Source organism: Mesorhizobium monacense (genome assembly GCF_056781675.1).
In genome coordinates, this window is sequence record NZ_CM165567.1 from 5,613,541 (window position 1) to 5,625,547 (window position 12,007).

The 12,007-nt window shown below is 64.5% G+C and carries 10 protein-coding genes; 7 read left to right on the plus strand and 3 right to left on the minus strand.

The genetic code is table 11. The features are described 5' to 3' along the window. Positions 1 to 33: 33 nt before the first annotated feature. The gene (locus AC1RUK_RS26750) at positions 34 to 939 is read right to left on the minus strand and encodes a tagatose-bisphosphate aldolase (RefSeq protein ID WP_481838233.1); all 906 of its coding nucleotides are present in this window, start codon (positions 937 to 939) and stop codon (positions 34 to 36) included. Between the two features lie 172 nt (positions 940 to 1,111). On the opposite strand from AC1RUK_RS26750, the gene AC1RUK_RS26755 reads away from it, so the two are divergent. The 4 genes from AC1RUK_RS26755 to AC1RUK_RS26770 all read left to right on the plus strand — a co-directional run bounded on the left by AC1RUK_RS26755 (position 1,112) and on the right by AC1RUK_RS26770 (position 5,302). After that, on the plus strand, positions 1,112 to 2,017 hold the full coding sequence (locus AC1RUK_RS26755) for a sugar-binding transcriptional regulator (protein ID WP_481838232.1): 906 nt from the start codon (positions 1,112 to 1,114) through the stop codon (positions 2,015 to 2,017). A 413-nt stretch (positions 2,018 to 2,430) separates the two neighbouring features. Continuing rightward, entirely contained in the window at positions 2,431 to 3,408 is a 978-nt protein-coding gene (locus AC1RUK_RS26760; RefSeq protein ID WP_481838231.1) for an ABC transporter substrate-binding protein, read from the plus strand. 93 nt (positions 3,409 to 3,501) lie between these two features. Further along, positions 3,502 to 4,557, plus strand: a complete 1,056-nt coding sequence (locus tag AC1RUK_RS26765) for an ABC transporter permease subunit (protein WP_481838230.1) — start codon at positions 3,502 to 3,504, stop codon at positions 4,555 to 4,557. Continuing rightward, complete coding sequence (locus AC1RUK_RS26770; RefSeq protein ID WP_481838229.1) at positions 4,550 to 5,302, plus strand: ATP-binding cassette domain-containing protein; 753 nt, start codon at positions 4,550 to 4,552, stop codon at positions 5,300 to 5,302. Before AC1RUK_RS26765 ends, AC1RUK_RS26770 begins: the two co-directional genes overlap by 8 nt. A 21-nt stretch (positions 5,303 to 5,323) precedes the next feature. Here AC1RUK_RS26770 and AC1RUK_RS26775 read toward each other — a convergent pair whose 3' ends face one another. Both AC1RUK_RS26775 and AC1RUK_RS26780 read right to left on the minus strand, forming a co-directional pair. Next, on the minus strand, positions 5,324 to 6,400 hold the full coding sequence (locus AC1RUK_RS26775; protein ID WP_481838228.1) for an NAD(P)H-dependent flavin oxidoreductase: 1,077 nt from the start codon (positions 6,398 to 6,400) through the stop codon (positions 5,324 to 5,326). A gap of 76 nt (positions 6,401 to 6,476) precedes the next feature. Continuing rightward, the gene (locus tag AC1RUK_RS26780; protein WP_481838227.1) at positions 6,477 to 7,589 is read right to left on the minus strand and encodes a LacI family DNA-binding transcriptional regulator; all 1,113 of its coding nucleotides are present in this window, start codon (positions 7,587 to 7,589) and stop codon (positions 6,477 to 6,479) included. Positions 7,590 to 8,204: 615 nt separating this feature from the next. Between AC1RUK_RS26780 and AC1RUK_RS26785 the strand changes: the two genes are divergently transcribed. From AC1RUK_RS26785 to AC1RUK_RS26795, 3 genes are all read left to right on the plus strand, one after another. Next, on the plus strand, positions 8,205 to 9,167 hold the full coding sequence (locus AC1RUK_RS26785) for a sugar-binding protein (protein WP_481838226.1): 963 nt from the start codon (positions 8,205 to 8,207) through the stop codon (positions 9,165 to 9,167). A gap of 124 nt (positions 9,168 to 9,291) precedes the next feature. Further along, on the plus strand, positions 9,292 to 10,836 hold the full coding sequence (locus tag AC1RUK_RS26790) for a sugar ABC transporter ATP-binding protein (RefSeq protein WP_481839384.1): 1,545 nt from the start codon (positions 9,292 to 9,294) through the stop codon (positions 10,834 to 10,836). An 83-nt stretch (positions 10,837 to 10,919) separates the two neighbouring features. Beyond that, complete coding sequence (locus AC1RUK_RS26795; RefSeq protein ID WP_481838225.1) at positions 10,920 to 11,915, plus strand: ABC transporter permease; 996 nt, start codon at positions 10,920 to 10,922, stop codon at positions 11,913 to 11,915. The last annotated feature ends 92 nt before the right edge of the window (positions 11,916 to 12,007 follow it).

A 12,007-nucleotide genomic window follows, 5' to 3' on the forward strand; every position in this document is an offset into this window, starting at 1 on the left:
CGCAGGCCGACCTCACCTGAATTTCGACAACACCTAGGCGGCTTTGCGCCGGTAGTTGCCTATCACCGCCTGGATCTCGCGCAGTCTCGACACGGCGATGGTCCTCAACTTCTCACGCTGGACGTCACGGTCGAGTGAGATGCAGTCCTTCCACAGCGAGCGGCCGGCGATGACGCCCGACGCACCGTTCATCATGGCGATCTCGACCTGGCCGAGGAAGGTCGAATGGTTGACGCCCGCCGACAGCACCGCCCACGGCACGTCACCGGCCAGCCTGGTGATCCGGGCGCAGGCGTCCGGCGTGCCGGGATAGGGAAGCTTGAGCACCTTGGCTCCGCACTGCAGCGAGATCCGCGTGCCCTCTTCGATCAGCGATGGGATCTTGGCGATGTAGTCCTCGGCGCTTTCGCCCTCGAGCTGATAGGTCAGGAACTCGACGACGAGCAGAAGGTCCTCCTGCGCGAAGTCGGCGATGCACTGGTTGAGGATGGCGATGTTGTGCTCGTTCGCCTCCGGTCTGTCGGCCCGCAGATAGACCATGATCTTGCCGCCGGTGCCGCCAAGCTCGCGGACGCGGCGCGCGTTGATGCTGGGAACGAGGCGCGACAGGCGGTAGCCGGCGGGCGAGACGTCGAAACCCGAAGCGTCGAGGCCGATGAGCAGTGCGGTGTCGCGGTTCAGCACGCCTTCATCGACGACGCGCGGCACCGCGCAGAGTGGGTCGAGCAGCACGCAGGAGGCCTCGCTGGCGAGGTAGCGCGTGATGTCGGCCTTGGTGTCGCCCAGCATGTCGTTGGTGATCCTGGCCTGCTGTTCCGGATCCGACGCCAGCAAGGTGCGCATGCCGCCGCGCTGGTCGCAGGCGATGGCCATCATCGCCCCGTCCCTGCCGCATATCTGCTGGTAGCCGCGCAGCTCCGCGGTGGTCATCCTGGTCATGGTCTTTTGTCCGATCCTGGCGCCCTCGGGACGCGATATGGAAGCGAGCCCAAGTTGCGGCTTTGCCAAATTTGGGCGATAACTCCCGTGGTCGGCAGGTCTGTAACACATTGCTGAAAGGAATTGCAAGCTGTCTGTTCCTCCCATCCAGGATGCGACCGCATCGCGCACGATGCTGCATACGGTCGCCAAGCTGCACTACGAGGCGGAGATGTCGCAGGTCGATATCGCGCGGCGGCTGGGGGTCTCGACCGCCACCATATCGCGCCTGCTGCAGCGGGCGCGGGCAGAGGGCATCGTGCGCATCGAGGTGCTCGATATCGTCACGCCCGAAGCTGTCACCGCGCAGCTGATCGAGGGGCTGGGGCTGCGCGACGCGGCCGTTGTCGAGACGCCGGCAGCCGGCGTGCTGACGGCGCTAGCAGCACCGCTGGGCGGCCTGCTCAGGCAAGCGGAGCTTTCGGCCGGCTCGGTGGTGGCCATCGGCTGGGGGCGCGCCATCCGCGAGGTTATCCGCGCCGGCTTGCCGCGCATTCCCGGCGTGCTCACCGTCGCCGCCACTGGTGGCATGCAGCAGCAGGCGGCGCATTTCCAGATCAACGAGTTCGTGCGGCTGGCCGCCGAGGAGTTCGGCGGGACACCGCATTTCATCCATGCGCCCTATCTGCCGTCGACCGAACTGCGCAATGTCTTCCTTGGCGATGCGGCGATCAGCGACAGCGTGGCACTCTGGGACCGGACCGACGTTGCGATCGTCGGCATCGGCCTGCCGCATGCCATCAACCCGCCGGAGGCAAGTGCGGCGACGCTGAGCGAGCAGGCGCTGTTCCAGGCGGCCGGAGACGTCCTTCGCCACTATTTCGATGCCGAAGGCACGCTGATCTCCTGGGAAGGGGAAAGCCGGATGATCGCCATGTCGCCGGCCCAGCTTCGCGCCGTTCCACTGGTGATCGGCGTCGCCGCCGGACCGGAGAAAGCAACGGCCATCATCGGCGCCGCGCGCGCCAAGCTGATCAATGCTCTCATCACCGACACCAAGACGGCGCAGGCCATCCTCGAAGTGCTCCTGCCCCGATAGCGTCGGCCATCGAAATCACCCGTTGTGCCGTCGCGACGTTGGCGCGATAGTTCCCGTGCGGGGCTCTGCGGAGCGAACAGGCGATGTCCGGTTTTGAAATGGCGGCGGTTCGGCCCCCCAAACACCCGCTTGCAATTTATTTCAGCAAAGTGTTACAACAACGCGAACTCGGTACGAATGCGTGCCGGGCGGCGCGGTTTTGTCAACCTTGCGGAGGCAGGGAACGAGACCGCTGACATCACAATGGCCGGTTTCGACTGGCTGGACTGACGACAGGGGCGCTTGGGAGGAAAGCCGCCCGCAACAGCCAGGCAGGCGAAATCCGTTTTTCGGCCGACGCCATGGTCCCGATCCGAGATCGACGGCCATTCCAGTGTCCACAGCATATCTGCCAACACCATGAGGAGGAATTCATGAAGAAGATCGTTGCCGCGCTCGCGGCGCTCGCCATCTCGGCATCGGCGCTGATCGCGCCTGCGTCGGCGCAGGACAAGAAGTACACCATTGCGCTGATTCCTGGCCTGACCACCGACGGTTTCTACATCACCATGCGCAAGGGCGCCCAGGCGGCTGCCGATGCGCTCGGCGTCACCCTGGTTTTCCAGGGCGCTTCGGATTTCAACCCGGTGACGCAGGTTCCCGTGCTCGACGCGGTCATCGCCAAAAAGCCGGACGCGATCCTGATCGCGCCGACCGACAAGGTTCAATTGGTCGAGCCGCTGCGCAAGGCCAGCGATGCTGGCATTCCGGTGATCACCGTCGACACCTTCATCGGCAGCGGCGTCTACCAGACCGGCGCCGGCGATGCGGACTTCCCGCTCTCCTACATCGCGTCGGACAACATCCTCGGCGGCGAGATCGCTGCGCGGGCACTGGCGACGTCCATTGGCGACAAGGGCAAGGTCTACGTCTCGAACGTCAAGCCCGGCATCTCGACCACCGACCAGCGCGAAGAAGGCTTCAAGAAGGAGATGGCCAAGCATCCGGGCATCACCGTGCTGGAAACCCAGTTCAACGATGACGACGCCAACAAGGCGGCTTCGCAACTGCAGGCCGTGTTCGCGCGCAACCCCGACCTCGTCGGCGTGTTCGGTGCCAATCTGTTCTCCGCCCTGGGTGCGGCCAACGGCGTCAAGCAGGCCGGGCAGAGCGGCACCATCAAGGTGGTGGCGTTCGATGCGCCGGTCAGCATCGTCGACAACATCAACACCGGCCTGGTCGACGTGGCGATTGCCCAGCATCCGGCCGAGATCGGCTATTTCGGCGTCGTTTCGGCCTATGCCCACCTGACCGGCCATTCGATCCCGGTTGCGATCGGCACCGGCTTCACGATCATGGACAAGTCCAACATCGCCGACCCGAACATCTCGAAGTACCTCTACTCCGAATGAGTCCTGACCGGTCCGGTCTCCTTCCGGCTTGCCGGGAGGGGACCGGGTCCTGGGACTGTTCGAAGAAGGCCGCACCGCGGATCGGAACCATTCATGACCTCAACATCATCAACCGGCGAAAAGCATGTTGCCCCCCAGGCGGACCACGGTGATCCCGCAAGAAGCCTGATCGCACGTATCGCCGATGGACGTGCCTGGCTGTTCCTCGCCGGCCTGATCATCTGTTTCGAGGTCTGGTCGCGGCTTGCCTTCGGCGCCACCTTCGTGCTCAACCCGTTCAACGTGCAGTCCATCGCGATCTTTGCCGTGGCGCCGCTGCTGCTGGCGACCGGCCAGACATTCGTCATCATTTCGGGAGGCATCGACCTCTCGCTCGGCTTCATCATGGGCCTTGCGGCCGTCGTCGCGGCCCATGCCACGAACATGGCCGGAGCCGCCATTCCCTTGCCGCTGGCCATGCTGGCCGGCATTCTCGCTGCCGTACTCGTCGCCGGCGTGCCTGGCGTCATCAACGGCCTGTTGATCTCGCGCCTGAGGATCCCGCCCTTCATCGGCACGCTCGGCATGTTCGGCGTGGCGCGGGGTGCGGCCTTCCTGCTCGCCGGCGGCACCACCGTGCCGGTACAGAATTCCTGGTTCGCGCTGCTCGGCAATGGCCGGCTCTACGGCGTGCCCTATCTCGTCATCATCACCGCAATCTTCGTCGTGGTGATGCACTACATCCTGAGCCAGACCCGGTTCGGCCAGCACAATTACGCCATTGGCGCCAATGTGCAGGCGGCGCGGCGCGCCGGCATCGACATCAAGGACCACATACTGCGCCTCTATGTGCTGTCGGCGATGTGCGCCGGCCTCGGCGGCGCGCTCTATGCGGCGCGCTTCACCGCGGGCGCGGCCCAGGCCGGCGAGCCGCTGCTGCTCGACAGCGTCGCCGCCGTCGTCATCGGCGGCGCCAGCCTGTTCGGCGGCTCCGGCACCATCTTCGGCACGGTCGCCGGCGCGCTGGTCATCGCGGTCATCCAGTACGGGCTGGTCTTCGTCAATGTCGAGCCGTTCTGGCAGTTCATCGCCGTCGGCGTCGTCATCATCATTTCCGTCCTTATCGACCAGGCGCAACGCCGGTTCAGTGGAGCCCGCCAGGATGAATAACCAAGAACAGACCCCCCTGCTGGAGGTCCGCAACCTTTCCAAGCATTTTGGCGCGGTGCGTGCGCTCAACGACTTCTCCATGGCCGTGCGGCCGGGCGAAGTGGTGGCGCTTGCCGGCGACAACGGCGCCGGCAAGACAACGCTGATCAAGGCGATTTCAGGCGTCTTCCAGCCGACCGGCGGCGAGATCCTGCTCAGGGGTCAGCCGGTGAGCTTTTCGACGCCGCAGGAGGCGCGCGAAAAGGGCATCGAGACCATCTACCAGGACCTGGCGCTGGCCGACAACCTGTCGATCGGCTCCAACATCTTCCTGGGACGCGAACCGATGCGCAAAGCCTTCGGCTTCTTGCCGGTGCTGGACCGCAAGGCGATGGCGGTTGCCGCCAAGCAGACCATGGGGCGGCTGGATTTCCATGTCAGCCGGCTCGATGCCCCGGTCAGCAATTTCTCCGGCGGCCAACGCCAGGCGGTTGCCATCGGCCGCGCCGTCTATTGGGACGCCCAGATCCTGATCATGGACGAACCGACCGCCGCACTTGGCGTGCCCGAGCAGCGCAAGGTCATTTCGCTGATCCACCAGCTCAAGGCGCAAGGCCGTGGCGTGATCTTCATTTCGCACAATCTGCAGGACATCTTCGCCGTGTCCGACCGCATCGTCGTGCTCAGGCGCGGCGTCCAGGCCGGCGAGCGCAACATCTCGGAAACCAACCACGACGAAGTCGTCAAGCTGATGGTCGGCGGGTAGGGCGCGCCGCCTGTCGCCACACTATGCCGACAGGGCGTCGAATATCGCTTTGGTTTCGGCGACAAGCATGCGCATCAGCTGCCCTGCCGGAAGCTCCCTGTTCAGCGCGGCCGCTTGCCCGTACAGGTGACAATCGAAATCTCCCTTCCCCTTTGCGTGCCCGGCATCGCCGAGCGGCGCACTGAGCACATACATCTGAGGAAAATCCGGCAGGCGCGTTCGGCTCTCTTCCATCTCCAGGGCGTAGCGCGTGCGCCTCGCCCGTGCCGCCCGACCGGAAAAGGCATTGCTGACCATCGTATCCATGTCGGTCGCGGAGCGGATAAGGGCGCGACGCGGCGCATCCGTGCCGGCCTCGTCACAGGACAGGAAACCGGTGCCGATCTGCACGCCGCTGGCGCCAAGGGCAAAAGCAGCCGCTATGCCTCGGCCGTCGGCAATGCCTCCCGCGGCAATGACCGGGAGATCGATGGCATCCACGATTTGGGGAACCAGCGCCATCGTTCCCACGCCGTCACCTGGATCGGTCGGAACGTGAGAGCCGCGATGCCCTCCTGCCTCCCATCCCTGGGCGATAACCGCGTCGACTCCGCCTTTGGCAAGCTTGTGCGCCTCGGCGACGTTCGTCGCGGTGCTCAATACTACGATCCCGGCCTGCCTCAGCCTGGCAATTGCTGTAGCGTCCGGTATGCCAAAGTGGAAACTGACGACAGGTGGGCGGACCTCAAGCACGAGTTCGAGCCTGGCGTCGTCGAAACCCAGCCCCAGCGACGGCAGCCTTGCCGGCGGCGCGCCGAGGGAAAGCTCCTCGTAGTAAGGGCGCAGCCTGTCGATGGTCTGCGCCAGGACGGCATCGCTCGTGCGGGGTTGCGGATGGGCGAAGAAATTGAGGTTGAACGGACGATTAGTCGCCGCTCTGAGCTTGCGAACCGCTTCATGCAGACCATCCGGCAGCATCCATGCGCAGCCGAGCGATCCCAAGCCGCCGGCATTGCTAACGGCCGCGGCGAGCTCGGGCGTCGCCGACCCAGCCATCGGCGCCTGGATGATCGGATGCTCGATCTTCAGCAGATCGTATAAACGACGGTTCGGCCACATGAGCGTCTTTCCGGTATCCAAGGGAGGATCGCACGCAATCCCAGCATAGGCCTGCGATGGGGTCGGGTCATCGGAATCATGCGGACGCCACGGACCCCACCGACTCCCGCTCCACCAGCGGACATTCCAGCTTGGTGATCGGATAGCGCCCTCGTCCGGGCGCAGGCGGCACTTCCAGCTGCTCGATCGCCCATTGGCCCATGGCCATATGCGGCAGGATCGATGTGGTCAGCGGCGGGAAGAGGTGGCGGGCGATCTCCTCGTCGTCATAGCCGACCACGGAAATGTCCTGCGGAATATGCAGGCCGGCCTCCTTCAGCGCCTCGTAGCAGCCGATGGCCGTGCGGTCGTTCTGGCAGAAGATGGCGGTTGGGCGGTCTTTCAGCGCCAGCAGCTTGACGGTCGCGGCATAGCCGGCGCTGGCCGACCAGTCGCCTTCGACCACCAGTTCCGGATCGAAGGGAATGTCGGCCGTTGCCAGCGCGCGGCGGTAGCCCTTCAGCCGGTCCTGCGCGGCCTGCATCCAGGGCTCGCCGGTGATGGTGGCGATGCGGCGGTGGCCATGGCCGATCAGATGGCGGGTGGAGCTCTGGCCGCCGGCGATCTCGGAAGGCACCACGGCGGGGAAGGCATAGTCCGCCGTATAGCAGTTGAGCAAGATGACCGGGATGTCGAGGCTGTAGAGGAAGTCGGGCGCCGTGATCTCCCGGGTGAAGATGGTCATGTAGATCAGCGCCGAGATGCCGCGCCTGGTGAGGGCCTGGATCGCCCTCGGCTCCATGACGGCATCGCCCATGGTCTGCGCCACCAGGAGCACGTTGCCGGCATTCCACGAGGCCTGACGCGCGCCTTCGATGGCGACCACCGCCTCGGGGCTGGTGGCGAGTTGGTCGACGGCGAAGCCAATGACGCCGTCCAGCCCTTCGAAGGACGTCACCGGCGGGCGCAAGGCGGAGAAGGCCGGCGCGGCATAGCCGAGCGTCCGCGCCGCCTCGATGACGCGGTCGCGGGTCTGCTGCGACAGCCGGATGCCGGGCGAATTGTTGAGCACGAAGGACACCGTCGCCTGCGAACAGCCGGCGGCTCTCGCGATGTCGGTCATGGTGACGCGCCCCTTGGGAGCTCTGGCGGACGGCTTGCGACGCCTGGAGCCCTCCGGGGGATCGCGCAGTTCCGTCGGTTCGCTCATGTCGGCATCGTTTCCCAAAATCCGGCCCCGTTAGGCCGGCATCGACGGCAAGGCGGTTTCAATCCGGCGCGTTAATCGGAGATGCGCGCTATTTATAACTATTATCATACGCGAGGCGTTCTGCGCCAGTAGCGCCGCATGGCGACGAAAACAACTGGTCGAGGCCGCAAAACCGGTGATTTCCTCAAGCTTTTCGCCGCAACAGCAGCCATGGCGCCGCCGCCGTCCTTCCTCCCTGATGTTCCCCGCGGTACCGGCCTCCTCCGCCCCGCGGCGCGCCCTTTCCAACACCATGACTAATACTATTTACTAATAGTCGTAAGCGTTCTACTGTCAACTCGTCGTGACCGATCCGAGCTCGGACCGGTGCCGACGAGACCCGATGCGTGGCGCACCACCGGTCCGGATTGCCACCGGAAAAGGCCCGCCACGCACTCACGAAAATGTCAGACAAATCGGACTATTTACGAACGACAAATGAGTGTCTAGTGTTTCGGTCGCGGCTGGATTGGCGCCGTTCTTCAGTTGCCAGACCTTTGGGCAGACCCTTGAGGAGGAGGGCGTCCGGGCCGCAGCCGAGACATCAGCGATGAGTTTCAAAAGGGAGGTTGAACCATGAAATCTGTGATCCGTACTGCATCCATCGCCGCCGCGGCCTTGGCTCTCGGCCTGTCGGTGAGTGCATTCGCGCGTGCCGACGACAAGCCGACGCTGGCCTTCGTCGTCAACGGCGCGTCCGACTTCTGGAAGGCGGCCGAAGCCGGCGTGAAGAAGGCGCAGGGCGAACTGCCCGACTACAATCTCGAGCTTAAATATCCCGAGCAGTCATCGGTCGCCATCCAGCAGCGGCTGATGGACGATTTGGTGACCGCCGGTGTCAAGGCGATCATGGTGTCGGCCGTCGACCCCAAGACCTCGACCGACGGGTTGAACAAGATCGCGTCGGAAACGGCGCTGTTCACCACCGACAGCGATGCCCCGCAGACCAAGCGTGTTGCCTATATCGGCTCGTCCAATGTCGATGCCGGCAAGCAGGCGGCCGAGATCGCCAAGAAGGCGATGCCAAACGGCGGCAAGTGCCTGGGCTTCGTTGGCCTGCTCGGCGCCGACAATGCCAAGGAACGCATCCAGGGCATGAAGGACGGGCTCGCCGGCACCAAGATCGAGCTGATCGACGTGCGCGGCGACGATATCGATCAGGCCCGCGCCAAGAAGAATGTCGAGGACGCGCTGGTTGCCAGCCCCGACGTGACCTGCATGGTCGGCTTCTACTCCTACAACACACCGCGCATCTATGAAGCGCTGCGCGATGCCGGCAAGCTCGGCCAGATCACCGTCGTTGGCTTCGACGACGATCCGATCACGCTGGGCGGCGTCAAGGAAGGCACCGTGGCGGCCACCGTCGTGCAGCAGCCCTTCGAATGGGCCTATCAGGGCATGAAGCTGATGGCCGCCTATCTCAAGGGCGACAAGTCGGGCGTTCCGGCCGATGGCCTGATCATCATCCCGACCAAGATCATCGGCAAGGACGATGTCGACGCCTACGCCGCCGATCTCAAGGCGATGTCCGGAAACTAAGGCGAGAACAGTTGCGCCGGCTCAAGGGTATGCCTTGAGCCGGCGTTCGTATTGACGGGCCTTCGCGGGCCCGTCAGTCTGCTGAAGGGGTCGTTCCGGGGCTCACCGGCTGCTGTCAGGCGTGATGAATTATTCCGACACATCCATCGTTGCATCGACTGTCGCTCCGTTTCTGAGCCTGGAGGGCGTGCGCAAGACCTATCCCGGCGTGGTCGCGCTGGACGGGTTCTCGATGGAGGTGAGGCCGGGCGAAGTGATCGGCCTTGTCGGCGAAAACGGCGCCGGCAAGTCGACGCTGATGAAGATCCTCGGCGGCGTGACCCGGCCGGACACCGGCACCATCACCGTTGACGGCGTCGCGCATGACGGGCTCACCGTCGAAGCCAGTCTCGGCTCCGGCATCGCCTTCGTCCACCAGGAACTCAATCTGTTCGAAAACCTCGACGTTGCCGCCAACATCTTCTTTGGCCGCGAGCCGCTCCGCGCCGGGCCGCTGAGGCTGGTCGACCGCACCAAACTGCGCATCATGGTGGCGCCGCTGCTGAAGCGGGTCGGCGCCAATTTCTCGGCCGACGCGCCGGTGGCCTCGCTGTCGCTCGCCCAGCAGCAGATGGTCGAGATCGCCAAGGCGCTGTCGATCAAGGCGCGGCTGGTGATCCTCGACGAGCCTACATCCAGCCTGCCGCTCGCCGAAACCGACAAATTGCTCGATGTCATCAAGGCGCTGAAGGCGGAAGGCATCAGCGTCATCTTCATCTCGCACCGCCTGCATGAGGTCGAGCGGGTCGCCGACCGCGTCGTGGTGCTGAGGGACGGCATGCTGGCCGGCACATTGCCGAAAAGCGCCATCAACCATGACCAGATGGTCAAGCTGATGATCGGCCGCATGCTGAAGGAACGGGAGAAGGCCGCGGAATCGGCGCACGCGCCGGGCGGCGTAGCGCTTTCGGCCAAGGCGGTGCGCACCAGCGCCTATCCCGACCGGCCGGTCGATCTCGACGTCCGGCATGGCGAGATCCTCGGCCTGGCCGGCCTGGTCGGCTCCGGCCGCACCGAGCTGGCGCGGGTGCTGTTCGGCATCGATGAGCGTTTCGGCGGCAGCGTCAAGCTTGACAGCAAGGAACTCGCGCTCGGCTCGGCCGCGGATGCGGTGGCCAGCGGCATCTTCCTGGTGCCCGAGGACCGCAAGCTGACCGGCATCCTGCTCGACCTCTCGATAGCGCAGAACATCTCGCTGCCCAATCTGCCGGCGCATGCGAAGCGCTCGCTGGTCTCGACTAGCGCCGAGGCCGCCACCGCCGAGAAGCAGAAGACAAATCTCGGCATCAAGGCGCCGTCAGTGGCGACGCGCACCGGCACGCTGTCGGGCGGCAACCAGCAGAAGGTGGTGCTGGGCAAGTGGCTGGCGATGAACCCGAAAGTGATGATCCTCGACGAGCCGACGCGCGGCATCGACATCGGCGCCAAGGCGGAAATCTACGGGCTGATGCGGGCGCTGGCCGATGCCGGGGTCGCTGTGCTGATGATCTCCAGCGACATGGAGGAGGTGATCGGCGTCTCGGATCGCATCGCCGTCATGCATGAGGGCCAGATCTCTGGCATTCTCGACAAGGACGATTTCAGCCAGGAAAACGTGCTGCTGCTCGCGGTCGGCAAGAAGCCGAACTAGATCTTGTTTCGCCGCAGGTTCTGGTCGCAAAACCGCGGAACACTTTGGCGGAACCTGCTCAGGCAGGCATTGGGGAGAAGACGATGAGCAAGAAAGACCTCGGCCTGCTGATCCTGATCCTGGTGGTGGGAACGGTGGTGGCGATCATCAATCCGCGCTTCCTCTTGCCGATCAACCTTGCCAACACCTCGAACCTGATCGGCCTGTTCGGGATTCTGTCGATCGGCCAGGCCTTTGTCATCATCACCGGCGGCATCGAACTTTCGGTTGGCTCAGTGGTTGCGCTGCTCGGTACGCTGTTCATCGACTTCATCGCCGTGCGCGGGATGGATTGGCCGCTGGCCTTCGTGCTGATCATCGCGCTCGGCGCCGTCATCGGCCTTGTGCATGGCTGGCTGATCACGCGGCTGAAGCTGCAGCCCTTCGTGGTGACGCTGTGCGGCTTGCTCATCTATCGCGGCGTGGCGCGCTTCTACACCGCCGACGGCACGGCGGGGTTCGGCTTCGGTCAGAATTTCCCGGATCTCGAATTCCTGACCGCCGGCCGCAGCTATGGCGTGCCGAACAGCTTCATCGCGCTGATCATCATCTCCATCGTGATGTGGGTGGTGCTGCACCGCTCGGTGTTCGGGCGCTATCTCTACGCCATCGGCAAGAACGAGGAAGCGGCGAAATATTCCGGCATCCGAACAGGCCGCGTGGTGATGGCCGCCTACGTCATCTGCGGCGTGCTGACTGCGCTGTCGGCGATCTATTTCGCCATGTACACGCGCTCGATCTCGCCGGCCAGCCACGGCCAGTTCTACGAGCTCTACGCCATTGCCGCGGCCGTGCTCGGCGGCTTCTCGCTGCGCGGCGGCGAAGGCTCGCTGATCGGCGTCATCCTCGGCACGGTGCTGCTGCAGGAATTGCAGAACCTGGTCAATCTGCTCGGCATCCCGTCCTCGCTCAATTTCGCGGTGATGGGCGGAGTGATCCTGATCGGCGTGCTGGTCGACCAGCAATGGGGCGTGTTCCGGGCACGGCGGCAGATGATCGACGCCACGCGCAAGAACGTGGCGGGCGCGCCGGCGGAATAGCTGCTCGTCTCTCCCTTCTCCCCTTGTGGGAGAAGGTAAGAAGCAGCCTAGAGCGGTTCAGCTTTTGGTAGAATCGCCGACCCGCTCTAAGT